The sequence below is a fragment of the Intestinimonas butyriciproducens genome (assembly GCF_016901775.1).
GTDB lineage: Bacteria > Bacillota > Clostridia > Oscillospirales > Butyricicoccaceae > Pseudobutyricicoccus.
Map to the genome: position 1 here is coordinate 42,438 of NZ_JACJKW010000014.1, position 25,194 is coordinate 67,631.

Genomic DNA, 25,194 nt, shown 5'->3' on the forward strand with positions numbered 1-25,194 from the left:
AAGCAGGACCAGCTTTGTCCGGCTTGCAGCGGGCGGGAAAAGCTAAAAGAGAGCTGGAAAATGGGAAAGCTCCCTTTTGTGGCGGGATCGGTGTGCGTTTACCCTTATGAAGGGAGTGTGCGCTGGGGAGTGCACCGGTTCAAGTTCCGGGGCGCGGCCCGGAGCGGAGAAATATTTGGCGTCTTGCTGGCCCAGCGGGTACGGGAAACCGGCCTTTTGGAGCAGGTGGACCTGGTGTGCTATGTGCCCTGTCACAGGAAAATCAAGCGGAAGCGGGGCTATGAGCAGGCCCAGAAAATTGCCAGGCCCCTGGCCGAAGAACTGGGACTTCCCCTGGAGGCTCTTCTGGAAAAGCGGCGGAACACAAGGCCCATGTACCGGCTGAAAGCGGCCCAGCGGCGGGCCAATGTGCTGGGGGCCTTTGCGGTGACGCCGGGGAAAGAGGCCCTTGTCCGCTCCCGGCGAGTGCTTGTGGTGGACGATGTGCTCACCACCGGCAGCACCTTGTCGGAATGCGCCCGGGTGCTGCGGGAGGCCGGGGCCCGGGAGGTATATGGGGCGGCGTTTGCCCGCACCTTTGCCAAAAGGCCGGGGGAGAAAACCGGGAAAGGGGTGTGAAAATGGAACTTTGTCTGGCTGGGATGGAAGATTTGGACCAAGTGGAGCGGATGTATCGGCGCATTGTGGCGGACATGGAGAAAAAGGGCCTTTTTATTTGGAACCAATATTATCCCGCAGAGGTGCTGGGGGAGGACATCGCTCAAAGGAGGCTTTATGTGTGCCGGGAGGGCGGGGCGATCTGGGGTGCCTTTGCCCTGACTGAGTGGGAGGAAGGGGAAGGGGACATCCGGTGGACGATCCCCGGGAAGGCTCTTTACCTGGACCGGCTGGGGGTGGAGCCCGCCCGGTCTGGAAAAGGAGTGGGAACCCAGGCGGTGCGGCAGGCCATGGCCCAAGCCGAAAAGCGGGGGGCGGAAGTTCTTCGGCTTTTCCTGGCGGAAGGCAACGAGCCGGCTTTCCGGCTGTATCAGAAACTGGGGTTTTGCCGGGCTTCGGGCATCTATGAAGAGAAAATCGACCTTGGGCACACCCTTCGGCAATCCGGCTGGGAGATCCCATTGGCAGCCGGGATTCGGGAATAGCAAGAGGGACAGGCAATTTTCTCCCCTTCTTTTGGGCGTTTTTTCGACAGAGAAATCCAAACTATGTGTTGAAAACATGATTCCAGTTGGGTATAATAAAAAGAGCTATGGAAAAAGAAAACCAACCGTGGTTTTGTGTGAAGATTTGGAGAAATGGGCGCCCAGACCCCACCCGGCAGCGGGGACGGGCCCTGAAAGCAGGCAGCCGGAGAAATGGAGCGGGAAAGATATGTCAGCAGGCGATATCGGAATTGATCTGGGTACGGCTTCCGTACTGGTTTATGTAAAAGGCAAGGGCATTGTTTTGTGCGAGCCTTCTGTTGTGGCGGTGGACAAGTCCACCGGCAAGATTCTGGCCATCGGTGAGGATGCCCAGAAGATGCTGGGCCGTACCCCGGGCAACATCATCGCTGTGCGCCCTCTGCGGGACGGCGTCATCTCCGACTATGAAATGACGGAGAAAATGATCAAGGAGTTTATCCATAAGGTGCTGGGCTTCCGTCTGTTCAAGCCCAATGTGGTTATCTGTGTGCCTTCCATCATCACCGAAGTGGAAGAGCGTGCCGTCATCGATGCCGGCACCCAGGCCGGCGCCCGGAAGGTTTATCTCATCGAAGAGCCGGTGGCTGCTGCCATCGGCGCAGGGATCGAGATCTCCAAGCCCGACGGCAACATGATCGTTGATATCGGCGGCGGCACCACCGATGTGGCGGTCATTTCCCTGGGCGGTATTGTGGAAAGCACCTCCATCAAGGTGGCTGGCGATAAGTTTGACGATGCCATCGTCAAATATGTGCGCCGTAAACACAATGTGCTCATCGGCGAGCGTACGGCGGAAGAGCTGAAAATGACCATTGGCTGTGTCTATCCCCGGGAAGAGGAAGCAAGCATGGAGGTCAAGGGCCGCTGCCTGATGACCGGCCTGCCCCGGGTGTTTACCGTCACTTCCACCGAGCTGCTGGAGGCTTTTGAAGAGGTGTCCGCTAAGATCGTGGAAGCGGTACATTTTGTGCTGGAGCGCACCGCTCCTGAGCTGGTGGGCGACATTGCCACAAACGGCATTGTCATGACCGGCGGCGGCAGCCTGATCTATGGTTTTGACAAGCTGATCGAGTCCAAGACCGGTATTACCACACGGGTGGCCGACGATGCCATCTCCTGTGTGGCTCTGGGTACCGGCAAAACTCTGGATAATCTGTCGGTGATGCAGGACGGTACTATGAACCTGTCCTGGCGGCGGCAGATGATGTAAGACAAAACGGCACAAGGCCCGGTCCCTGGGAAGGGGCCGGGATCACACTGTGGACGAACCGATACAGGAAAAGGGTTGTTTGCCCTGATCCTCATCAATCTGCAAAAAGCTGCGACCTGTGCGTGGCTTTTTGCACCTATCAAGGGGCAAGTGTGCGCCGAAGGCGTGCACACAGCCCCTTGCAAACTCTCGAAAAAGTGGCCGGGCCACTTTTTCGAAATGCAAGGCCCGGTCCCTGGGAAGGGGCCGGGCTTTTGACATAGGGCGAAAAGGAGAAATGGATATGTTGGCCTATACTTATGTGGAACAGGGCCGGTTTGCCTTTCTGGAAAAACCCCGGCCCCATGTGGAAGGGCCGGAGGATGTGGTGGTGCGTGTAACCTTGGCCAGCATCTGCACCAGCGATCTGCACATCAAGCATGGTTCGGTGCCTCGGGCGGTACCCGGAGTGACAGTGGGCCATGAAATGGTGGGCGTTGTGGAAGAAGTGGGGGAGAAGGTGCGGAAGTTTGCCCCCGGCGATCGGGTGGCCGTCAATGTGGAGACCTTCTGCGGGAAATGCTTTTTCTGCCGCCAGGGGTATGTGAACAACTGCACCGATCCCCAGGGAGGCTGGGCCTTGGGCTGCCGCATCGATGGCGGTCAGGGGGAATATGTGCGGGTGCCCTATGGAGACCAGGGGCTGAGTCATATCCCTCAGGGGGTGACCGATGAGCAGGCCTTGCTGGCGGGAGATCTGCTGGCCACCGGCTATTGGGCCGCCGGTATCGCCGGGATCCAGCCGGGAGAGTCGGTGCTCATCATCGGTGCAGGCCCCACCGGGCTGTGCACGCTGCAATGTGTGCTGCTCTGTCAGCCAGGAGTGGTGATGGTGTGTGAAAAAGACCCTCAGCGGCGCAAGTTTGTGGAAGAACACTATCCCGGGGTACTCACCGTGGCGCCGGAAGGGGCGGAGGAATTTGTGAAAACTCATACACCCCATGGAGGCGCCGGGCGGGTGCTGGAAGTGGCCGGGAGCGCTGACAGCTTCCAGCTGGCCTGGAAATGCGCTCGACCCAATGGTGTGGTGACGGTGGTGGCGCTGTATGACGCCCCCCAGGTGCTGCCTTTGCCGGAGATGTACGGAAAAAATCTCACATTCCAGACCGGTGGGGTGGACGGATGTCATGTGGATGACATTCTTCAGTTGATTGCAGAGGGCAAACTGGATCCCCGGCCGCTGATCACCCATACTTTTCCCTTGCGGGAAATCGAGAAGGCCTATGAAGTGTTTGAAAAAAGGGAAGACGGGGTCATTAAGGTGGCCATTCAAATGGAGGAATAGCTATGTTTCAGGACAAAGTGGCCGTGGTCACCGGCGGCGCCCAGGGCATCGGCCGGTGCATTTGTGAGGAGTTTGCAAAACAGGGGGCCAAGGTCTGCACCATCGATCTGCTGGAAAACGACTTTTTCCAGGGGGATGTGGGGGAAAAGGAAGATCTGGAGCAGTTCGCTCAAAAGGTCATTCAGACCTATGGCCGGGTGGATTTTCTGGTGAACAATGCAAAACCCCTGTTTCTGGGGATCGATACCTGCACTTGGGAGCAATTCAACCAGGCTCTTCAGGTGGGAGTGGCGGCGCCTTTTTATCTGACCCAGCTGCTGCTTCCCTATTTGGGGAAGGGAGCCAGCATCGTCAATATCTCTTCCAGCCGGGACCGGATGAGTCAGCCTTTCACCGAAAGCTATACCGCCGCCAAAGGGGGAATCGCCGCCCTCACCCATGCTCTGGCGGTGAGCCTGCGGGACAGAGCACGGGTCAACTCCATTTCTCCCGGCTGGATCGACACCACCGGTTCCCGGTTCTCCGGGGCCGACGAGAGCCAGCACCCTGTGGGGCGTGTGGGAGCGTCTCAGGATATCGCCCAGATGGTGCTCTTCCTTTGCTCGGACAAGGCCGGATTCATCACAGGGGAAAATATCTGCATCGATGGCGGCATGACCCATCAGATGATTTATCATGACGACTGCGGCTGGACTTTCCATGGTTGATATTCAGGGATTTCAAAGCCGGTTTGGTCTTTCTCTCAATCCCCAACAGCAGGCGGCGGTGGAAAGTGTGGAAGGACCAGTGCTGCTGTTGGCCGTGCCGGGAAGCGGCAAGACCACTGTACTGGTCAGCCGGGTGGGGTATATGGTCTATGAAAAGCAGATTCCGCCGGAGCAGATCCTCACGGTCACCTATACCGTCTCCGCCGCCCGGGATATGAAAGCCCGTTTTTGCCGTACTTTTGGGGAAGAGATGGGAAACCGGCTGGAATTTCGCACCATCAACGGTCTGTGCAGCCGGGTGATCCGTGCCTATGAACGGATGCTTGGGCGGCAGGCTTTTTCCCTGCTGGAGGACACCGGGGCCCAGGGGGCGCTTTTGGGAGAACTGTGCCGCAGGCAGCAGAAGGAATTTGTACCGGAGAGCACCGTCAAGGCTCTTCAGACCGCCATCACTTATGCCAAAAATCAGATACTCACCCGGGAGGAACTGGAAACGGTGGAGGTGGAAGGGGTGGACTTTCCCGCCCTGTTTCAGGCCTATGACCAGACTCTGCGCCAGCGCCAGCAAATGGATTACGATGATCAGATGGTCTATGCCCGTCAGATCCTGCTGCGCTATCCGGAGGTTTTGGCCCGTTTTCAGGAGAGATACCGGTATCTTTCGGTGGATGAAGCCCAGGATACCTCCAAGATTCAGCATGCCATTTTGGATCTTCTGGCCGGGAAAGCGAAAAATATTTTTCTGGTGGGGGATGAAGATCAGAGCATTTACGGCTTCCGGGCAGCTTATCCCCAGGCTTTGACCCAGTTTTCCAAACGATATCAAGGAGCCAAGGTGCTTTATTTGGAGAAAAACTATCGTTCCACCCCACAGATCGTGGAGACCGCCCAAAACTTTATCCAGAAGAACCGGGACCGGTATCCCAAACACATGGAGGCGGTACGCCCGGCGGGACTGGCGGTGGAGAGCATTTCTCTTTCCAACCGCAAGGCCCAATATTCCTATCTGATGCAGGTGGCCCAGGACTGCCAGGAGGAAACGGCGGTGCTGTATCGGGACAATGAAAGTGCCTTGCCACTGATCGACCTGCTGGCCCGGAAGGGGATCCCTTACCGGTGCCGCCAGGTGGACAGCGCCTTTTTCACCAGCCGGGTGGTGCGGGATATCAGCAATATCATCCGCTTTGCCCAGGACCCTCAATCCTCTGCTTTGTTTTTGGACATCTATTATAAATTGGGGGCAGGCATCCGGAAAAAGGATGCCGAGGAAGCGGCAGCGCAAAAGGGAAAGGGCACCATTTTGGAGCGTCTGGCGGAAAATCCCCAGGCCTCGGCCTTTACCCGGCGACAGTGCCGGGCTCTGCAAACCCATCTGGATCACATGCTGCTGGAGCCAGGAGACAAAGCGGTTTACCGGATTGTCCGGTTTATGGGATATGGGGACTACTTGCAGCGTCAGGGTATGGAAGGGGGAAAGGCTCAGATTCTGGAATCCCTGGGGGCCATGGAACAGAATCCCATGGATCTGCTGCGGCGCCTGGGAGAGCTGGAGAGTCTGGTGCGGCAGGGGGGAGAGCCGGATTGCCCCTTTGTGCTTTCCACCATTCATTCCAGCAAGGGACTGGAGTATGACCGGGTGATCCTGATGGATGTGGCTGACGGCATTTTCCCCCGGGCAGGCCAGCCGGAGCCGGGGGACGAAGAAGCCTGGAAAACCTGGGAAGAGGAACGGCGGCTTTTTTATGTGGCGATGACCCGGGCCAAAAACCGGCTCCAGGTGTTTCGTTTTCGCCATCCGGAGATGGAGTCCACATTCAGCCAGGAGATCTTTCCGGTAAAGAAGCCTGCCCGGGCTCCCGCGCTCCGGCCGACGGTGAGCAAAAAGCCGGGGACACTGGTCCAGCGTCCCGCAGCTCTGGAAAAAAAGCTTCCGGTTTTGCCTGGGGCAGAGCAATATTATGTGAAAGGGGCGGCGTTGAGCCACCGGCGCTTTGGGCCGGGGGTCATTGCAGACCGCCAGGGAGACCTGGTCACCGTGGCCTTTCAGGACGGAAGCCAGCGGACATTTTCTTTGGCCGCCACTTTGGGGCTGGGACAATTTGCACCAGAAAAATAAAAAAACGCCTGAAAAGGCGTTTCAGTCTTTGAAAAATGGCTCTGGATGGAGGGGCGTTTGCCCTTTCTCTTATCAATCTGCAAAAAGCCGCGACCTGTGCGTGGCTTTTTGCACCTCTCAAGGGGCAAGTGTGGCCGATTGGCCGATGAAAGCAGCCAATCGGCTGCATGCAGACCCTTGCAAAAACTCGAAAAAGTGGCCTTTGCCACTTTTTCGAAATGTTCAAAAAACGCCTGAAAAGGCGTTTTTTATTTTGTCATGATGGCTGTCACGGAATCCACCCACTGGGAAGAAACAGGGGTGACCGGAAGGGAAGAGGTTTCCTGGAAGCTGAGGGTGAAATCACCGAAAAAGTTCTGCACCCACAGACCGCCGTCCGGGAAAATGCAGTGGATCTCCCACCGAATATCGCCGGTCTGGAGCGGATGAGTGCGGGTACCTTGGCTGGGGATCAGGCCCCACAGACTGCGGCGGAACTCGGCCTGCTTTAACAAAGACAGGATCTGCTCAAATTCTTTATTTTCCGGTGTAAAGGTTTGGTGATAGGTCACGCTTTCCCGGGGACTTTCTTTGTAGTAATCCCCTTGCAGGGTGATGCTGGCACACTGGGACAGATCCAGGCCGGGAAAAATCTTTGGGAGGGGAAGGCTGCGCCGGTAAAACAAGGCCAGAGCAATGCAAAGCACCAGAACCAAAAGAACAGGTGTTTTCTTGCGGAGCTTCATTGTGCCACCTCCTTTTATGCTGTTATGATATCATATCAGTGCGGAAAAGCAAAAGAAAACATGGTTGCAGCTTTTGGGGGCTGCCGATATAATAAAAACAGCAGCATTTCAGCCAAAAGAGGGAGGAAAACAGATGAAATGGATCCATTTATCCGATCTGCATCTGGGAAAGCGGGTCAATGGCTTTTCTATGGTGGAGGATCAGAATTATATTTTGAAAGAGATTCTGGAGATCATTCGCCGGGAAGAACCTCAGGGGGTGCTCATTGCCGGGGATGTGTACGACAAAGCAGTGCCTTCGGCGGAAGCAGTGGGAATGCTGGATGATTTTCTGGTGTCCCTGTCCAGGATGGGGCCTGAGGTTTTCCTCATCAGCGGCAACCACGATTCTCCCGAGCGGCTGGCTTTTGGCGGACGGCTGATGGAGCAGAGCGGCGTTCATCTGGCGCCGGTGTATGATGGAAAGCCCTGCCGCTTTACCCTTCAGGATACCCATGGGCCGGTGGATGTTTTCCTGCTGCCCTTTCTGAAGCCTGCCCATGTGCGCCGTTTTTTCCCGGAGGAAACCATCGAAAGCTATACCGATGCACTTCGGGTAGCCATCGGCCATCTGGGAGTGGAGGAAGGAAGGCGGAATGTGCTGGTGACCCACCAGTTTGTCACCGGGGCCGCCCGCTGTGAATCGGAGGAACTGTCGGTGGGGGGCAGTGACAATGTGGATGCCTCGGTATTTGAACTCTTTGACTATGTGGCCCTGGGGCATATTCACGGCCCTCAGCAGGTGGGAAAACCTACCATTCGCTATTGCGGCACTCCCTTGAAATACTCCTTTTCGGAGGCCCATCATGAAAAATCGGTGACTGTGGTGGAGATGGAGGAAAAAGGGAATGTATCCATCCGCACCATTCCGCTCGGGCCTTTGCGTGAGGTGCGGGAGATCCGGGGAAGTTATGAAGAAGTGACCCTGCGGGATTTCTACAAGGGAAAGGATTTCCGGGAAGATTACCTGCATATCATTCTCACCGATGAAGAGGATGTGCCGGACGGGGCGGCCAAGCTGCGGCTCATTTACCCCAATTTGATGAAGCTCAGCTATGACAACCGCCGCACCCAGAACCAGGCTCAGTGGGAGGAGATGGGGCCCCAGGAGAAGAAAAGCCCCTTGGCCATGCTGGAAGAATTTTATGAAAAACAAAACGGCCAGCCCATGCAGGAGACCCAGCGGTCTTTTGCGCAGGAGCTGCTGGAAGCAATCAGGGAGGGTGAATCATGCGACCGCTGAAATTGACCATGTCGGCCTTTGGCCCCTATGCAGAGGAAACGGTGGTAGAGCTCGGAAAGCTGGGAGAAGAAGGACTCTACCTGATCACCGGGGATACCGGGGCCGGAAAAACCACCTTGTTTGATGCCATTGCCTATGCATTGTATGGAGAACCCAGCGGACAGAACCGGGATTCTTCCATGTTCCGCTCCCAGTATGCACATCCGGAGACACCCACCTTTGTGGAGCTGGAATTTGCCTATCGAGGGAAAAAATATACTTTGCGCCGCAATCCGGAATACCAGCGCCCGGCCAAACGGGGAGAAGGGATGACCACCCAGAAGGCGGAAGGGGAGCTGCACATGCCCGATGGGCGAGTAATCACCCGGCCACGGGAGATCACCGCGGCCATCACCCAGATCATCGGCCTGGACAGAAACCAGTTTTCCCAGATCGCCATGATCGCCCAGGGGGATTTTCTCAAGCTTCTTCTGGCCGACACCAAAAGCCGTCAGGAAATATTCCGGGAAATATTCCAGACCCGATATTATATGGCGTTCCAGGAAAAAATCAAGGCGCTGACCCTTCAGGAGGGAAAGGAATGTGAGCAGGCCCGGCAAAGTATGCGCCAGTATGTAGAGGGCATCCGGTGGGAAGAAGATGACCCGTTGGCCGATTTGGCCCAGCAGGCCCGGCAGAATCAGCTGCCGCTGGAAGAGACGGTGGATGTGCTGGAACGGCTTTCTTCTCAGGACCAGCGGAGGGAAGGACAGTTGACCCTTCAGCTGAAAGAGCTGGAAGAGCAGCTGGCCCAGGTCAATGCCCAGCTGGGCAAGGCAGAAGAGCGGGAAAAGGCAAAAAAACAGCTGGAAGAAACCCAAAAGCAGCTGGAAGAACAGCGTCCCCAGGCAGAGCAGGCTCAAAAGCGGCTGGAAGAGCAGCAGAATCTGGCGCCCCAGCGGCAGGAGGTCATCGGTCAGCTGAAGGCGCTGGAGGGGGAACTGCCGGCCTATCAGCAGCTGGAAAAGGGAAAGAACCAGCTGACGGCGTTGGAAGAGCAGACGCAGGCACTGGAAGCCCAGCAAGAGAGAATCAGGCAGCGGCAGGAAGCAGTGAGCCGTCAGGCGGAAGAGCTGGAAGGCCAGGCAGCAGCTTTGCAGGAATCGGCTGCTCTGCGGGAAAAGGCTCTGGGGCAGCAGCGGGAAGCACAGGCTTGCCAGGATCTCTGGCAGGCACTGTGGCAGGACAGGAAAACATGGGAAGATCATGTCCGGCAAATCAACGAGAGCAAAGGGAAAGAGAAAAAACTGGAAGAGCAGCGCCTGGCAGAGAGCAAAGCCCGGGAAGCGCTGGAGCAAAAGCAGCAGGAGCTTTCCCGGCGTTATCAGGAAGAGGCTATGCTGGAAAGCTTGCAGGAACGGCTGCTTTCACAGCAGGCCCAGGCCCGGCAGGAGGAAGAAAGCCTTGCGCAGTTGGAAGAGCTGGTGCGGGATTGGGAGCAGGCGGAGAGCAGGCTGAAACAGACCCAGCAGGCATACCGGGAGGCCTGGGATGTGCAGGTTCGGCAGGATACCCAATACCAGGAGAAAAACAGGGCATTTCTGGCCGAACAGGCCGGGCTTCTGGCTCAGGAGCTGGAAGAGGGAAAACCCTGTCCGGTGTGCGGTGCTCTCCAGCATCCGGCTCCGGCCCGTTTGTCTCCCCAGGCTCCTACCAAAGAAGAGGTGGAACAGGCCAAAGCCGCACTGGAAAAGGCCCAGCAGCAGGCTGCACAGAAAAGTCTGGAAGCGGGGCAATGGAAGAGCCTCCTTCAGGAACGGCAGCGGCAGTTGGAAACCGCCCTTCAGCAGCGGGATGAAAACGCTTCACCGGACCAGGCCCGGGAAAAGCTGAAAGACTGGAAAGAAGGATCCCGGCAGCAGCAGGAGGTGCTTCGGCAGCAAGAGCAGCAGCTTATCAGGCGGCAGCAGGAACGCCTGGAAATCAAGGGGCAGCTGGAAGAGCTGGAAGCGCAGCACCAGGCCAGTTCCGCAGGGGAAAAAGAGCGGGAAGAGGAGCTGCACCGGCTCCAGCTGGAGTGCAAAGGTCTGGAAGGACAAAAGCAGCAGCTGGAACGGGATCTGAACCGGCGTCTGGAAGCACAGGGAGAGACCTGTTCCCTGATGGATGCCGGGGATGTGATCTGCCGGCGTTTGCAGGAGGAAAAAGAGAGCCTTTGCCGGCTGGAACAAGTGGTGAAACTGCGGGAAGAAGAGATCCGGAAGAAAGAGATGCTGGAAAAGCAAAGAGAGGACAGCATCCGGCAGAGGGATCAGCTGATCGGGGAAAAGGAAGAAGTGGGCGCCCAGCTGGCCCAGGCCCAGGCCCAATGGCAGGGGGTGGCCGGACAGGTGTCTGCATTGGCCGGACAGCTGCGTTTTCCTGATGTACGCCAGGCCCAGGCCCACCATGCTGATTTGAGCCGGCAAAAAGAAAAAATGGAGCAGGCCCTGCTTTGTGCAGAGCAGAACAGCCGTCAGCAGCAGACCCGACTGACTCAGCTGGAGGCAGCTTTCCGGCAGCTGACGGCCCTGCTCAGTCAGGGGAGCGATACAGACCGGAATGCTCTGGAAGAAAAAAGCCAGGCATTGACCCGGCAGCGGCAGGAGAAACTGGACCGTCAGCAGCAGATCCGCACCCGGATGCAGACCAATGAAACCATACGGGAACAGGTTGTGGAGAAATCCCGGGATCTGGCCCGGCGGGAAGAGCGGTACCGCTGGATGGCCGCTCTGTCCGATACGGTCAACGGCTCCCTGAAGGGGAAGGAAAAGGTGATGCTGGAGACCTATGTGCAGATGACCTTTTTTGATCAGATCATCCGGCGGGCCAACCGTCGTTTTCTGGTGATGTCCGGCAATCAATATGAGCTGCGGCGCAAGGCTGGCGGAGAAAATAACCGGAGTCAGACCGGCCTGGAGCTGGAAGTGATCGATCACTATAACGGATCCTGCCGCAGCGTGCGCAGCCTGTCTGGCGGCGAGTCTTTCCAGGCGGCGCTGTCTCTGGCTCTGGGACTGTCCGATGAAATTCAGTCAATTTCCGGCGGCGTGCGGCTGGACACCATGTTTGTGGATGAGGGTTTTGGTTCTCTGGATGAAGAATCCCTGGCTCAGGCCATTCAGGCGCTGAGCAGCCTGACCGAAGGAAAAAAGCTGGTGGGAATTATTTCCCATGTGGCTTCCCTGAAAGAAAAAATCGACAAGCAGGTCCTGGTGAAAAAGGATCGGTCCGGCGGCAGCCGGGTGGAATTGGTTTTATAAAGAAAAGGAAAAGCTCCGAAAACCTTTGAATGGTTTTCGGAGCTTTTTTATCCCTGCTGCCATTGCCGGAGAAATTCCGACAGGGAGGACTGACGCAAAGCAGGTTCTTCCAGGGTGGCTTGCCGGGCGGCCTGAAAGCGGCTGGAAGACAACGGCCAGTCCCGGCGCTGCCGGGAACCGTTTTTTCCAAACAGAGCAAAGGCGGTGGCTCCCATACGGTATACATTGGTGCGCTGATCGATGGGTTCACCGGTGAGAAATTCCTCCGGGGCCATAAAGCGGGTGGAGCCGGGCATCCGGCCCACGGGGTTACAGTAGGGTTCCTGTTGGTATTCATCGATGTCGCAGATCAATGTTTTTCCCTTTTTCGGGTCGTAGAGAATGGAGGCATCGTAGAAATCCACAGCCAGATACCCCAGTCTCCCTGCAAGATGGTGGAAGTCCAGGATCTCCTCAAAGATCCGCTGCCGCACAGGAAGGGGCAAGGACAAAAATGCTTCCCGGGTGGGGTATTGTTTGCCCATACAAAGCCCTTCCACCCAGGGAAAAAGCAGTGCAAAGCCCTGGGGCACAGGACGGGCGTCGAGAAGGGGGATCAGGTTGGGGTGGGCCAGATTCCGGTAGAGTTCCGCGGCCTGCTCCAGGCGGGTGATGGCTTGCTGAGGCGGGACTTTGCTGCGGCAAGGTAAAGCACCGGCCAATTTGAGAAAATAGCGGCGGCCGCCGTGTTCCAGACCAAAGCCCATATAGCCGGAATCCTGCTGGTCAAAGACCTGGAAGGGCTGGCCATAGCAATGGAGAAAGGAAAAATCAAAGGGCTTCTGAAGGGAAAAAGAAAGGCTGCCGGCCTGCTGTATGATCATGAAACATTCTCCTTTCGGCAAAGTGAAAAATCAAAGCTGCAAAACAAAACGGTCGCCCCGGTAGACAATGCGCAGCACTTCCAGGACTTCACCATCTGGGGAAGAGAGGGTTTTGGAGGTGAGGACCAGGGCGGGTGAACAGCCGGAAATGTCCAACAGTTTCCGCTCCTTTTTGGTGGGCACCAGCATGGCCAGACAACGCTGGGACGCCTGGCAGTGTTCATAGCCCTGAGCACGGAGATACTGGCTGACCGACTGGATGTTTTTTTCATCTGCTTCCAGATGAGGAAACCGGGCGGCAGAAAGATAGCTGGTGTGCAGGGCGGCCGGAATGCCCTCCACCATTCGCAAACGGCTTATTTTCAGGACTTTGTCCTGAGAAGAAGCCCCCAATGTCTGGAAAAGCTGGGGCTTGTAATGCAGCCATTTTCTCTGCACCACCCGATTTTCGCATTGCAGACCCTGCTGGGCCATTTCCTGGGCAAAGCCGGACAGTTCCATGGCCAGGGGAATCATGGGGGGAGGAAGAGCGGCAAAGGTTCCTTTTCCCTGGTGGGAAGACAGATAGCCCAGCTCTTCCAGCTGCTCATAGGCTTTGCGGATATGGGTGCGTGGCAGGCCAAAGTGTCCGGCCAGTTGGTTCTGGCTGGGCATTTTTTCTCCCGGGGGGAGTTTTCCGCTTCTGATATCCTGCATCAGCTTTTCCGCAATGCTTTCCCAAGGTTTTTCTTTCATAAAGGCTCCTCCCTCTTCGGTGCAAACCCATTATAGAAGGGTGCTGGAGAGAGTGCAATGGGCTGGGATGAACTTTGACCAAATCCACTTGGCGCCTTTACAAAAGGAATTTAGGATGGCCCTGTCAGCAAGACCCTGGCAGACAAGCAAAGGAATCGAAGGAGGATTCACAAAATGAAAGTGAAACGAATGACAGCTGCTTTGCTCATGGCGGCCATGACCTGCGCCGTGCTTACCGGATGCACCCAGGACAGCAAGGAAGGGGAGCAGGAAACGGTATCCGGCGGCAGTGGTACGGAGCAGACTGCCGATTATGGCCTGGAAGAAATGGTGATGGTGCTGATTCCTGGCGAAGACACGGAAAAATCCGTGCAGCTGCGGGATGATATGGCGGAAGAGATGAGCAAGGCCATTGGTATTCCGGTGACCACTTACCGGGCCACCGATTACAGCGCCGCAGTGGAAGCCATGCGCACCGGCCATGCGCAGCTGGCCCTGCTGGGGCCCTTCTCCTATGTGACGGCCCGGGAACGGTCTGGCGCTGAATGCCTGGTGACCACAGCCACCAATGGTGAAATTGGCTACTATTCCCATATCATCGCAGCGGCGGACAGCGATATCGACAGCGTAAAAGACCTGGAGGGAAAGACCTTTGCCTTTGTAGACCCGGAGTCCACCAGCGGCAATGTAGTGCCTTCCGATGAGATTCTGAATGAGGTGGGCGATGACGAGCTGTCCTTTGACGATCTGCACACCGACGGAAAATTCTTCAAATCGGCTATGTATGCCGGCAACCACGCCGCCTCTCTTCAGGCTGTGGTACAGGGAAATGTGGATGCGGCCGCCGTGTCCTCCAGCACCTATCAGAATCAGCTGGAAGAGGGGAATTTCAACGAGGAAGATGTGAAGATCATCCATACCTCCCCTCTGATTCCCGGCAGCCCCATCGCTGTGCAGAAAGACCTGCCCCAGGAACTGAAAGACAAGGTCCGGGATTTTCTGCTGGATTACAGCGAAGAGTATTTTACCGCTTTGGGCGAGCCGGATAAGCGGTATGTGGAAGTGGAAGACAGCACCTACGATTACCTGGCCGAGCTGAAGGAAGAGTATGGGCTGAGCGATTGATGGATCGGGCAGAAAGGAAAAGGCAAATGGAACAGGTGCTGAGTATACGCGGCCTGAAAAAATATTACGGATCCACCCGAGCGGTGGAGAATGTAAGCTTTGATGTGGCCCGGGGGGAGCTGGTGGTGATCATCGGCCCCTCCGGGGCGGGAAAATCCACCGTCCTTCGCTGCATCAACCGGATGATCCAGCCCACAGAGGGAGAGATCCTTTTTCAGGGGCAGGATATGGCCGCTCTTCACAGAGAAAGTCAGCTCAAGCCTTTGCGGCGGCAGATCGGCATGATCTTCCAAAGTTTCAATCTGGTTTATCGTCTTTCGGTGTTTCAGAATGTGCTTCATGGGAGGCTGGGATATCTATCCACCCCCGATGCGGTGCTGGGGCGTTACAGCGAAGAGGATAAGAAGAAGGCTTTGGAAATTCTGGAAATGGTAGGGCTGAGGGGAATGCTTTACAAGCGGGCCGGGGAGCTTTCCGGCGGCCAGAAGCAACGGGTGGGGATTGCCCGGGCACTGATGCAGGATCCTGTTCTGCTGTTGTGCGATGAACCCATTGCGTCTTTGGACCCCAATTCCTCCAAGGTAATCATGGATCAGATCCAGCAGATGGCCCACAAAAAGCAGATCGCCTGTATTGTCAATCTTCATCAGGTGGATGTGGCCCGCACCTATGCAGACCGGATCGTTGGAATCCATCAAGGACGGGTGGTGTTCGATGATGTGCCGGAAAAACTCACCGACCAGATGATCGAGACCATTTATGATGCGCCGCTCAGCCAGTTGACAGTGAACATGGAAGGGGGAAAAGCGGTCAATGAATAGGCACACAACCATTCCGCTGATTCCCCGGCGAGAAAAGATCATGACTCTCCTGCTGGCGTTGGGAGTGGGACTGCTTTTTGTGATATCCACCCTGTCCACAGGGTATAACCCCCTTGATTTTCTGCTGAATATGGAAAACTTCTGGGATTTTATTTTCCAGGATATCCTTCCGCCCAAGATCGCCGACTGGAAGACCATTGGCGAAGGAGTGCTGCAAACCATCTGCATGGCAGTGGGAGCCAGCCTGGTGGCATCGGTGTGTTCCCTGGTTCTGGCATTTCTGGGCTCCAATACCACAGCGCCCTGGCCGCCACTGAAGAAGATCGTCCGTCTGGTGGCTTCGGTGCAGCGGAATATCCCCAGCATGATCTGGACATTTCTGCTCATCATGTCTTTTGGCATCGGCAATCTGGTGGGCGTGCTGGCCCTGCTGATCACCACCTGCGGTTTTCTCATCCGTTCCTTTATCGAGACCATCGATGAGGTGGGGAATGAAAGTCTGGAGGCCATGGAAGCGGTGGGGGCCGGACGGCTGACCACCATCACCCAGGTGATCGTGCCGGCTTGTCTGCCCGGATTTCTGTCCTGGCTGCTTTATTCTTTGGAAGTCAACATTCGCTCGTCCACTTTGGTGGGCGCAGTGGGAGGAGGAGGCATCGGTCTTGTGATGATGGGATATATCAAACAATTTCGCTATCATTCCGCCATCGGCGTGATTTTGCTCATTGCTGCCATTGTTATTTTGGTGGATATGCTTACCAATTTCCTGAGAAAGAAGGTACTGGCCTGATGAACAGCATCGCTACAACTGCTCCGGCCAAGATGCTGGCCACCGGAAGCAGCCAAGGGAAAACCAGGCAGGAAGATCTGCTGCGGGACGGCAGAGGGCGTATCCGCACAAAGGATCCCAGCCGGGATCGGACCTTGCATTTGTTTTTGCTGGCCTTTGCGATTTTGGGCGTGCTGGCTCTTGTGGGCATGAAGCTGGATATGGAGCAGCTCATTCAGGGAGTGGGAGAGATTCCCACGGCCATCGGCAAACTGGCGGAACTGGATTTCAGCCAGGTGGACATCACTTTCACTTCTCTTTTGGAATCGGTGGCCGTGGCCATTCTCTCCACGGTGTACAGCATGCTGGGCGGTATGGTGCTGGCGGTGTTTCTGGCCAAAAATCTCACACCGATGCGGTGGATTTCCACACTGCTTTCTGCGGCCATGACTTTCCTGCGGGCCATTCCTTCCATCATCTGGGTGCTTTTGGTGCTGGTCTGCGTTGGGTTTGGTCCGGACGCCGGCATCATCGGCATCTGCATTTTCAGCACATCCTTTTTTGCCCGCTCCTTTGCCCAGTGCTTTGAGGAAGTGCCCCAGGAAACCTTGGAGGCTCTTCAGGCCATGGGTGCAGGCCGTGTGAAGATCTTTTTCAGTGCTGTGCTGCCTTCGGCCCTTACCGGAGTGATCGCCTGGACCTCCATCAGCTTTGAAAGCAATTTTGAAGCTTCTTCGGTGTTGGGCACAGTGGGAGCCGGGGGTATTGGCTATGTGATCTCCAACAGTTTTGGCCGCTATGCTTATGGCCAGGCCATTGTGGCCATCGGCATGGTGCTGCTGTTCACCTACGCCATGGAGATGCTCTTTACCTTTGTCAAAGAGAAAAAAGCCAGAATCGGATAGCAGAAAAGGGGAGAATGATGGAAAGTCACAATTATTCCAAGGTTCTTTGTCAAAGCTCCGGCCCGTGGGTGGTGGATCTGGCCAGGCCGGTGATGGACAAATATCCGGTGCGGGTGCTGCGCAAACCGGCCAAAACCCTGGTGATGATCAGAATGCGGGAAACAGTGGCCAAAGCTCAGTTTTATCTGGGAGAAATGTTGGCTTGTGAAGCCATGGTGGAGCTGGAAGGGAAAAAGGGATTCGCATTGATGATGGGCGACGACACCCAAAAGGTCATGGCGGCTGCTGTGGTGGATGCGCTGCGGAAAACCGATCTGCCGGAAAAGGAGCCGGTGCTCAGGGCACTGGAGCAGCGGAAGCAGGAACTGGAAAAAGAGCAGCAGCAGGACATTGCCCGTCACGCCCGCTCAAAAGTCCAGTTTGAGACCCTGGATGTTTCCTATTGACAGGAGGAAGGACTTATGATCACATCGGACCGATTTGACCTGGTGTTCGATTGCCAGAAGGTCTTTAAACAGTTGATGGATGCCCTGGCCATGCCGGGAAAGATCCGCTCCATTGCCCGGGAAGGACAAAACCTGGAGCACCCCCAGGGGGTTATGGCGGCCGCTGCTTTGACCCTTGTGGACCATAGCTGTACTTTTGCCGTCATCAGGAACCACTCTTTGGAAGAAGAGCTTCGCCAAATGACCTATGGACGGCCGGCGGCCTTGGAAGAAGCCGACTATATCTTTCTGCCGGACAGCCAGGACATGGAAAATGATCAGGTGGAAGAAATCCTGGAAAAGGCCAAGAAGGGGACTTTGCCGGAACCCCACAAAAGTGCTGCGCTGTTTGTGGGCATTCCTTCTTTGCAGGATGGGGAAGAAAGCATGCTCACCGGCCCTGGGGTAAAGGGGCGGATTTCCATCCATCTGCCTCAGACGGGGACCAGGTGGCTGAAAATCCGTCAGGAAATGGAGATCGAGTTTCCTTGCGGTGTGGAGATCTATTTTCTCACACCGGAGGGGGAGTTGATGGCCGTGCCCCGGAAAGTGAAATGGGAGGAAAAATAGCATGGGATATGTTGCAGTGACAGGCGGCCAGGAGGCCATCGACGCCTCCATTGAGCTGCTTCGTGATTACCGCTCCCGGGGCGATGTGCCGGTGGATCTGACGGCCCTGCGGGACCGGATGGGACTTCTGATCGATCGGATTATGTCGGAAGCGGGACTGTACGCACCGGATTACGCCGCTTTGGCACTGAAGCAGTGCGAAGGAAGTCCGGAAGAGGCGGTTTTTCTTCTGCGGGCATATCGGAGCACCTTGCAGCGAAATTACACTTCCTGTACGGTGGATGGAAGCCAGATGCATCTCCGCCGCCGGATCAGTTCAGCTTTCAAGGACATTCCAGGCGGACAGCAGCTGGGGGCCACCTATGATTATGTCCATCGCCTTCTGGATTTCAGCCTGGAACAGGAAAACGAAGAAGAAGTGCAAAGCTGGAAGGAACAGTTCCGGGCAGAAACCGAAGAGACTCAGGCCCTTTCCGATCAAGCGCCCCGGGTGCTGGATCTTCTCCGTCAGGAAGGGCTTTTGGAACAGGTGGAGGAAGATACCAGCGAGCCCTGTGATATCACCATGGAAAAACTTCCCCTACCCGCTCCCCGCAGCGCCATTTTACAGACGCTCACCCGGGCCGACACCGGTTTTGTCAGCGGCCTGGCATACAGCGATATCCGGGGATTCGGTATGTCCCACCCCACCATTGGAGAGCTGCGGTATGGCTGGCTGGATATTGAGGTGGATTCTCCGGTGGAAGAAGGAGAACGGATCTATGTGGGGGCAGTGGATATCACCGAGGTGGAAGGGCTTATGGGAAGCCGTCCCGGAAGCAGCGGCATCGGAGTGGGGTATGGCTGCGTCATGGGGCGCAATGATACCAAGGCTATTGCCATGGCCGTGCTGGATCATGCGCTCACATTGAAAGATACCGGACCTACCAGCGATATGGAGTTTGTGCTGCTTCATGGAGATTGTCTGGAAATGAATGGATTCATTTCCCATTTGAAGCTTCCCCACTATGTCACCTTCCAGTCCAAACTGGATGGCCTGAGAAATCAAAAAAGGAGCATGGGTCATGATGAGGAAAAATGACAGGGAGGATTATAACTTCGCTTTTTTGGACGAGGGGTCCAAACGGGAGATCCGCCGATCCATCCTGCATGCCATCGGCATTCCCGGTTATCAGGTGCCCTTCGGCTCCCGGGAGCTTCCCATCGGCCGGGGCTGGGGCACTGGGGGGATTCAGCTGACGATGTCCATCATCGGGCCGGAGGATACCCTGAAGGTCATTGATCAGGGCAATGATGACAGCGTCAATGCAGTCAGCATCAAGCGGCTGATCTGCCATACCACCGGAGTGGAAACCACCACCGACACCCAGAAAGCCGATATCATCCAGTCCCGCCACCGGATCCCCGAAGAGCCTTTGCGGGAGGATCAGGTGCTGGTGTTGCAGGTGCCCCAGCCGGAACCTTTGCGGCGGGTGGATCCTCACGAAGAGGTGACCCGTCAGCTGCATGCCGATGGGGAATATACCGGTATCTGGGTGAATCTGTTTGAAGCCCTTCTCACCCGGGGATCTCCATTTCTGGGCGCTTCCCATCCGGTGCTGGTGGATGGGCGGTATGTGATGAGTCCCAGCCCCATTCCCCGGTATGACAACCCCAAGCTCCACCAGGCCCAGTGTCTCTATCTGTTCGGAGCCGGGCGGGAAAAGAAGATTTACGCTGTGCCACCCCATACCGATGTGGTATCTCTGGCTTTTGAAGACCATCCCTTCCGCCAGGAGGATATGAGCGGCCGGAAATGCCGGTTGTGCGGGGCCGAAAATGTATATTTTGACGAACTGGTGGATGAAAAAACAGGGGAGACATATTATCAGTGTTCCGACACCGGCTACTGTCAGAAGCGCCGGCAGCAGCAGGAGCAGGCGGAATGCCAGGGAAAGGGGCCGAACCATGGATAACAGAACGCCGGTATTGGAAGGAAATCACATCACGGTGCGTTTCGGAGAGGGATGCGATTACTGCCGCAGTCATCCGGAGATTGAGCGGGGCCGGTGCCCCAAATGCCATACCATTTGGGCGGTGCGGGATGTGAGCTTTCAGCTCTTCCCCGGAGAGATCCTGGGGATCGTGGGAGAATCGGGAAGCGGCAAAAGCACCCTTTTGAGGGCCCTTTATTTTGATCGCCCGGCCACAAGCGGCGAGGCCCACATCTCCCTGTATCACCAGGGAAAGACCAATATTCTCCAGGCCAGCAGCCAGCAGAAACGGTATTTGCGCAACCATCTGATGGGCATGGTCTACCAGAACCCCATGCTGGGATTGCGCATGGGCTTGTCATCCGGGGCCAATGTGGCCGAAAAGCTCATTGCCGCCGGAAACCGCAACGCAGGAGAGATGATCGGCCGCAGTCAGCAGCTGCTGCGTCATGTGGAGATCCCGGTGGAGCGGATGAAGGAGGCTCCCGCTGTTTTTTCCGGCGGGATGCAGCAAAGAGTGCAGATCTCCAAGGCCACAGCCAACAATCCGCCGATTCTCTTTCTGGATGAGGTGACCACCGGGTTGGATCTCAGCGTACAGGCCAAGGTGCTGGATCTGATCCGATCCATTCAAAAAGAACTGGGCATTGCCATGATGGTGGTCAGCCACGATCTGGCGGTGATCCGCATGATGGCCGACCGGACCATGGTCATGTTGGGCGGCCGGGTGGTGGAAGAAGGCCTTACCGATCAGATTCTGGAAGATCCCATTCACGAATACACACAGACATTGGTCAGCTCGCTGCTTTAGCATGTCAAGGAGGAACCATGGAAGAGATTTTTATCATACACAATGGGGAAGTGGTTTTGCCGGACAAGGTGCTTTCCCAGGGCGCTGTTGTGCTGGAGGGAAACCTGATCCGGGAGATCTGTCCCAAAGGGCAGTGGGAGGACCGGTATCCCGGAGTCAGAACGCTGGATGTTCAGGGAAATTTCCTTTTCCCCGGATTCATTGATATTCACTCGGACAACATCGAAACGGTGATCCAGCCCCGGCCCCAGAGCATGATTGATTTTGAACTGGCCATGCGGGAACAGGAAAAACAACTGGTGAATCAGGGCATTACCACCATGTTTCATTCTCTCAGCATGACAAATGGCAATGTGCGGGTCAACCGTTCCAGTCTGCGCACGCCGGAAAATCTCACCAAGCTGGCCGGACTGATTCGCCGCTTCCACGAAGGCGACCATTTGATCCGCCACCGGTTCCATTGCCGCTATGACATCACCAATCTGGACTGCTACCCTTTGCTGCTGGAGTTCATCCGCCGGGGAGATATGCAGCTGCTTTCCTTCACCGATCACACTCCCGGCCAGGGCCAATACCGGGATCTGGAATTTTTCAAGCAGCGGGTGATGGCCCAGGATCAAAGCGATGAGGAAAAGGAGCGGATCCTTCGCCAGAGAATGGAGCGGGCCAAGCTCACAGCCCAGCAGCTGGAAGAAGCCGCCGATCTGGCGGCAGAAAAAGGGATTGCCATCGCCTCCCATGACGATGATAGCCTGGAAAAATTGGAATATGTCACTTCTTCCCTTCATGCGGGAATCTGCGAGTTTCCTGTGGAGCTGAATGTGGCCCGGGCAGCCAGAGAAAAAGGGATGCAGGTGGTGGTGGGGGCTACCAATGTGCTCATGGGCCGTTCCCACTCCAATAACCTCTCGGCCCGGGAGGCCATCCGGGAGGGATGCGCCGATATTCTGGTTTCCGATTATTTCCCGCCGGCTCTGCTGCATGCAGTGTTCCGCTTGTGGGAAGAAGGGATGCTTACCCTTCCCCAGGCGGTGAACATGACTTCCCGCAACCCGGCCCGGGCCGTGGGCATCGGCCAATGGACCGGCAGTATCGAAGAAGGCAAATGCGGCGATCTGCTGGTGGTGGGAAAAAAGGACGGTCTGCCGGTGATTTTGCAGGTATTCATCAACGGCCAGATGGTATCCAACCTGTGTTACCGCAACGATTTTATCCGGGAGGACGGCACCCGTTATGACTGATGGGAGAAAGGCGCTTCTGTTTGCCCGGGGAATTTTGCTGGAATGTGGGCGGGAGCTAATGCGCCGCCGATTGGAAAGCCTGGGAGAGGTGGAAGAAAAAACCGGGTATGACGATGTGGTCACACCCAATGACCGATGGGCTCAGGATTTTATTTGCGGGCAGTTGCAAAAGCGATTTCCGTCCCATGGGATCCTGGGGGAGGAAGGAGCGGAAAAAAAGGGAGAAAGTCCGTGGCTGTGGGTGCTGGACCCCATTGATGGAACGACCAATTTCATTCATTTGGGCAGGCTGTATGCCATCTCCCTGGGCCTTTACCATGGAGACAAACCCTATGGCGGCCTGGTGCTGGATGTGGAGCAGGGCCGGGTCTATGAGGGGCTGGAAAAACCGGTATCCTTGCCCAGGGGCGAAGCGGGCCAGTGCCGCCGGAGCCTGCTTCATTTGGGGTATAAGACCATGGAGAACCTGGCGGCAATGGGCTGCGATCCTTTGGCGCTTCCCCGTCAGTTTCGGGGCGTACGCTATTTCGGATGCGCTTCTTTGGAAATGTGTTCTCTGCCGGAAGAGGAAAGCGCCCTTTATCTTCACACCCACTTGAAACCCTGGGACTTTGCCGCAGCTGTACCGGTGCTTCACAGCCGGGGATGGGGAGTCACGGTGTTTCCCATGGGAGACAAAAGTTATTTTGTAGCGGCCTATCCCACCCGGACACTGTGGGAGGAATGCCAGTTATGGCTGCCGTCCCGGCTGATGGAAGGGATGAACCGAGACAGAGGAGGTATTTTCTGTGTTAAAGATTGAACATTTGTCCAAAGAGTTCGTCATGCACATTCGCAACAACGCCCAGATCCAGGGATTTGAGGACATCTCTTTTTCTGTGGAACCGGGTAAGCTGATAGCCATCACCGGTCCCAGCGGATCGGGGAAATCCTCCCTGCTCAAGTGCATCTACCGTACATACACTCCCACTGGCGGCAGGGTTCTCTATCGGGATGCACAGGGAGAACAGATCGACCTGGCCAGCGCAGAGCCCTGGGAGATCATTCGGCTGCGCAATCGGGAGATCGGGTATGTATCCCAGTTTTTCAGCGTCATCCCACGGGTGTCGGCATTGGATATTCTTACCAGCACCCAAACCGGACGGGGGGCGGATCGTAAGCAGGCCCGGCGGAAAGCCCAGCGGTATCTGGAAGCAGTGGGCATTGCGCCTCAGTTGTGGGATATGTATCCGGCCACTTTCAGCGGCGGGGAAAAGCAGCGGCTCAACATTGCCAATGCCCTGATTACAAAGCCCCGGCTTCTGCTTTTGGATGAGCCCACCGCCTCTCTGGATGCCCGGAGCAAACAGTGGGTGATGGATCTGATTCTGGAGCTGAAAAAGGAAGGAGCTGCCATGGTAGGGGTGTTCCATGATGAGATCGCCATCCGGACCCTGGCGGATCAACGCTTTGAGATGAAGGAAAAGCGGCTGGTGCCGGTGGATTATGCGGCCCATTATGGAGAAGAGTTTTTGGACGAGACGGCAAACTGACCGGGGTGAAAAATCGTGACCGATATGCATATTCACTCCCATTGGTCGGACGGGGACTGTTCTGCTGTCCAGCTGGTGAAAATGGCCGGAGAAAAGGGACTTTCCGGCATTATTCTCACAGATCATGATACCTTTGGTGGGGAAGACGGCGGAGAGGAAGCGGCAGAATCGGCCGGAATCCTTTTTCACCGGGGGATGGAGATCAGCTGCCGGCAGGAAGATGGACGGCCGCTGCATCTTTTGGCCTATGGAGTCCCCAGGGAAAACCGGGAGATGCTGGAAAGGTTCTGCGAGCCTTTCCGCCGGTCCCGGGATGAATCCGTTCGCCAAAGCGCATTGGTGTTGGAAGGACTGGGGTTTCCGGTAAAGCGGGAGCAGGTGGAAGCTTATGCTGGCCCAGGAGGTCAGCTGTGCAAGCAGTATATTATGGATGTGCTGATCAAGGCAGGGCTTTGCCAGGAAATGTATGGAGAACTGTATCGCAGCATTTTTAAAAAACAGTCCGATGGCGCTCCACCGCTGGCGCCGCTTCAAGTGAAATTGGCCGACCCTTTTCAAGCTCTGGAGGCCATTCGGTGCAGCGGCGGCTTGGCTGTGCTGGCCCATCCGGGACAGTATGGGAACTTTCAGCTTCTGCCCCAGCTGGTTCACCATGGCCTTTTCGGAATAGAGGCATATCATCCCAAACATGATGCGGAATGTACCCACCGATGCTTGGATCTGGCTCAACAATATGGCCTGGCCGTGACCGGCGGTTCCGACTACCACGGATGTTTTGGCGAGGGAGAAGAGCTGGGGGAGTGGGGAATCGCGGCCTGGCCGGAATGGTTATAATGGAGAAAAACCGCCTTCGGGCGGTTTGTGAACTTTTTTACTATGGAGTTTTACCTGTTTGTGAATATTAGCACTCTCACCTTGACAGTGCTAAAAAACGGACTATAATAAAGGTGTAGTAAAAAAGAAGGCCTGAATAAGACCTCCCAACGGGCACGACTTTACATCGTATCGAATGGAGGAATGATTTATGTTGCCCAGTATTTTTGGTGAGAATTTGTTTGATGAGTTCTTTGGAAACGCCTTTGACAACGACTTTTGGAGCACACAGAATCCGCTCTATGGCAAGAGAGCCAAGAACCTGATGAAGACCGATGTGAAGGAAGAGGAAGATGCGTACAGCATTGCCATCGACCTGCCGGGCTTTGATAAGGACAATGTGCAGGCTCATCTGGAAGATGGTTATCTCACCGTCACGGCCAACAAGAGCAGTGAGCAGGACGAGAAGGACCAGAAGGGCCGCTATATCCGCCAGGAACGCTATTCCGGTTCCTGCAGCCGCAGCTTCTATGTGGGCGATATCCGCCCGGAGGAAGTGAAGTGTTCCTATGAAAGCGGTGTGCTTCGCATTCGCATCCCCAAGCGGGATATGCAGCTGCCCGAAGGCCGCAAACAGATCGCCATCGAATAACTTTTGGATGAAAAATGCCCCGACCGTACGGCCGGGGCATTTTAATTCAGAAAAAGCAGAAATATCCCCT

Annotated in this window: 25 protein-coding genes; 22 read left to right on the forward strand and 3 right to left on the reverse strand. The window is 56.0% G+C overall.

The features are described from left to right. The first annotated feature begins 60 nt into the window (after positions 1 to 60). From H6A25_RS08615 to H6A25_RS08640, 6 genes are all read left to right on the forward strand, one after another. Complete coding sequence (locus H6A25_RS08615) at positions 61 to 618, forward strand: ComF family protein (RefSeq protein WP_204751650.1); 558 nt, start codon at positions 61 to 63, stop codon at positions 616 to 618. 2 nt (positions 619 to 620) lie between these two features. Beyond that, complete coding sequence (locus H6A25_RS08620; RefSeq protein WP_204751652.1) at positions 621 to 1,142, forward strand: GNAT family N-acetyltransferase; 522 nt, start codon at positions 621 to 623, stop codon at positions 1,140 to 1,142. Positions 1,143 to 1,371: 229 nt separating this feature from the next. Then, positions 1,372 to 2,394 (forward strand): rod shape-determining protein, encoded by a 1,023-nt coding sequence (locus H6A25_RS08625; RefSeq protein WP_204751654.1) that lies wholly within the window; start codon positions 1,372 to 1,374, stop codon positions 2,392 to 2,394. A gap of 283 nt (positions 2,395 to 2,677) precedes the next feature. Next, positions 2,678 to 3,718 carry an alcohol dehydrogenase gene (locus H6A25_RS08630; protein WP_204751656.1) on the forward strand — a complete coding sequence of 347 codons (1,041 nt, stop codon included), beginning with the start codon at positions 2,678 to 2,680 and terminating at the stop codon, positions 3,716 to 3,718. Between the two features lie 2 nt (positions 3,719 to 3,720). Beyond that, complete coding sequence (locus tag H6A25_RS08635; protein WP_204751657.1) at positions 3,721 to 4,425, forward strand: SDR family oxidoreductase; 705 nt, start codon at positions 3,721 to 3,723, stop codon at positions 4,423 to 4,425. Next, positions 4,394 to 6,541 carry an ATP-dependent helicase gene (locus H6A25_RS08640; protein WP_243423298.1) on the forward strand — a complete coding sequence of 716 codons (2,148 nt, stop codon included), beginning with the start codon at positions 4,394 to 4,396 and terminating at the stop codon, positions 6,539 to 6,541. The genes H6A25_RS08635 and H6A25_RS08640 overlap by 32 nt, the downstream gene beginning before the upstream one ends. 248 nt (positions 6,542 to 6,789) lie before the next feature. Here the strand turns inward: H6A25_RS08640 and H6A25_RS08645 are convergent, their stop codons facing one another. Then, the gene (locus H6A25_RS08645; protein ID WP_204751659.1) at positions 6,790 to 7,266 is read right to left on the reverse strand and encodes a hypothetical protein; all 477 of its coding nucleotides are present in this window, start codon (positions 7,264 to 7,266) and stop codon (positions 6,790 to 6,792) included. A gap of 133 nt (positions 7,267 to 7,399) precedes the next feature. On the opposite strand from H6A25_RS08645, the gene H6A25_RS08650 reads away from it, so the two are divergent. After that, positions 7,400 to 8,548 carry an exonuclease SbcCD subunit D gene (locus H6A25_RS08650; protein ID WP_204751661.1) on the forward strand — a complete coding sequence of 383 codons (1,149 nt, stop codon included), beginning with the start codon at positions 7,400 to 7,402 and terminating at the stop codon, positions 8,546 to 8,548. Next, entirely contained in the window at positions 8,536 to 11,829 is a 3,294-nt protein-coding gene (locus H6A25_RS08655; RefSeq protein WP_204751675.1) for an SbcC/MukB-like Walker B domain-containing protein, read from the forward strand. Before H6A25_RS08650 ends, H6A25_RS08655 begins: the two co-directional genes overlap by 13 nt. Positions 11,830 to 11,876: 47 nt before the next feature. Here the strand turns inward: H6A25_RS08655 and H6A25_RS08660 are convergent, their stop codons facing one another. Then, positions 11,877 to 12,692, reverse strand: a complete 816-nt coding sequence (locus tag H6A25_RS08660) for a serine/threonine-protein kinase (protein WP_204751677.1) — start codon at positions 12,690 to 12,692, stop codon at positions 11,877 to 11,879. A gap of 30 nt (positions 12,693 to 12,722) precedes the next feature. Further along, positions 12,723 to 13,427, reverse strand: a complete 705-nt coding sequence (locus H6A25_RS08665) for a GntR family transcriptional regulator (protein WP_204751679.1) — start codon at positions 13,425 to 13,427, stop codon at positions 12,723 to 12,725. Positions 13,428 to 13,601: 174 nt separating this feature from the next. Between H6A25_RS08665 and H6A25_RS08670 the strand changes: the two genes are divergently transcribed. The 14 genes from H6A25_RS08670 (at position 13,602) to H6A25_RS08735 (ending at position 25,124) form a co-directional block, all read left to right on the forward strand. After that, positions 13,602 to 14,552, forward strand: a complete 951-nt coding sequence (locus tag H6A25_RS08670) for a phosphate/phosphite/phosphonate ABC transporter substrate-binding protein (protein ID WP_204751681.1) — start codon at positions 13,602 to 13,604, stop codon at positions 14,550 to 14,552. 26 nt (positions 14,553 to 14,578) lie between these two features. Then, positions 14,579 to 15,373 carry a phosphonate ABC transporter ATP-binding protein gene (gene phnC / locus H6A25_RS08675; RefSeq protein ID WP_204751683.1) on the forward strand — a complete coding sequence of 265 codons (795 nt, stop codon included), beginning with the start codon at positions 14,579 to 14,581 and terminating at the stop codon, positions 15,371 to 15,373. Beyond that, complete coding sequence (phnE, locus tag H6A25_RS08680) at positions 15,366 to 16,163, forward strand: phosphonate ABC transporter, permease protein PhnE (protein ID WP_204751685.1); 798 nt, start codon at positions 15,366 to 15,368, stop codon at positions 16,161 to 16,163. Before phnC ends, phnE begins: the two co-directional genes overlap by 8 nt. Then, a complete protein-coding gene (locus H6A25_RS08685; protein WP_204751687.1) occupies positions 16,163 to 17,047 on the forward strand; it encodes a PhnE/PtxC family ABC transporter permease in 885 nt (294 codons plus the stop codon). The genes phnE and H6A25_RS08685 overlap by 1 nt, the downstream gene beginning before the upstream one ends. 17 nt (positions 17,048 to 17,064) lie before the next feature. Further along, positions 17,065 to 17,493: a phosphonate C-P lyase system protein PhnG gene (gene phnG / locus H6A25_RS08690; RefSeq protein ID WP_204751689.1), complete on the forward strand. Its 429-nt coding sequence runs from the start codon at positions 17,065 to 17,067 to the stop codon at positions 17,491 to 17,493. Positions 17,494 to 17,508: 15 nt separating this feature from the next. Continuing rightward, positions 17,509 to 18,102, forward strand: coding sequence for a phosphonate C-P lyase system protein PhnH (phnH, locus tag H6A25_RS08695; RefSeq protein WP_204751691.1), 594 nt, complete (start codon positions 17,509 to 17,511; stop codon positions 18,100 to 18,102). A 1-nt stretch (position 18,103) separates the two neighbouring features. After that, positions 18,104 to 19,183 carry a carbon-phosphorus lyase complex subunit PhnI gene (locus tag H6A25_RS08700; RefSeq protein WP_204751693.1) on the forward strand — a complete coding sequence of 360 codons (1,080 nt, stop codon included), beginning with the start codon at positions 18,104 to 18,106 and terminating at the stop codon, positions 19,181 to 19,183. Next, entirely contained in the window at positions 19,167 to 20,057 is an 891-nt protein-coding gene (locus H6A25_RS08705) for an alpha-D-ribose 1-methylphosphonate 5-phosphate C-P-lyase PhnJ (RefSeq protein ID WP_430651170.1), read from the forward strand. The genes H6A25_RS08700 and H6A25_RS08705 overlap by 17 nt, the downstream gene beginning before the upstream one ends. Next, positions 20,050 to 20,886 (forward strand): ATP-binding cassette domain-containing protein, encoded by an 837-nt coding sequence (locus tag H6A25_RS08710; RefSeq protein WP_204751695.1) that lies wholly within the window; start codon positions 20,050 to 20,052, stop codon positions 20,884 to 20,886. The genes H6A25_RS08705 and H6A25_RS08710 overlap by 8 nt, the downstream gene beginning before the upstream one ends. Positions 20,887 to 20,903: 17 nt before the next feature. Next, positions 20,904 to 22,127, forward strand: a complete 1,224-nt coding sequence (locus H6A25_RS08715; RefSeq protein WP_204751697.1) for an alpha-D-ribose 1-methylphosphonate 5-triphosphate diphosphatase — start codon at positions 20,904 to 20,906, stop codon at positions 22,125 to 22,127. Next, positions 22,120 to 22,929 carry an inositol monophosphatase family protein gene (locus H6A25_RS08720; protein ID WP_204751699.1) on the forward strand — a complete coding sequence of 270 codons (810 nt, stop codon included), beginning with the start codon at positions 22,120 to 22,122 and terminating at the stop codon, positions 22,927 to 22,929. The genes H6A25_RS08715 and H6A25_RS08720 overlap by 8 nt, the downstream gene beginning before the upstream one ends. After that, positions 22,916 to 23,659 (forward strand): phosphonate C-P lyase system protein PhnL, encoded by a 744-nt coding sequence (gene phnL / locus H6A25_RS08725; RefSeq protein ID WP_345941597.1) that lies wholly within the window; start codon positions 22,916 to 22,918, stop codon positions 23,657 to 23,659. Before H6A25_RS08720 ends, phnL begins: the two co-directional genes overlap by 14 nt. Before the next feature lie 24 nt (positions 23,660 to 23,683). Continuing rightward, positions 23,684 to 24,493 (forward strand): PHP domain-containing protein, encoded by an 810-nt coding sequence (locus H6A25_RS08730; protein WP_243423300.1) that lies wholly within the window; start codon positions 23,684 to 23,686, stop codon positions 24,491 to 24,493. Positions 24,494 to 24,683: 190 nt separating this feature from the next. Beyond that, complete coding sequence (locus H6A25_RS08735) at positions 24,684 to 25,124, forward strand: Hsp20/alpha crystallin family protein (protein WP_204751703.1); 441 nt, start codon at positions 24,684 to 24,686, stop codon at positions 25,122 to 25,124. The last annotated feature ends 70 nt before the right edge of the window (positions 25,125 to 25,194 follow it).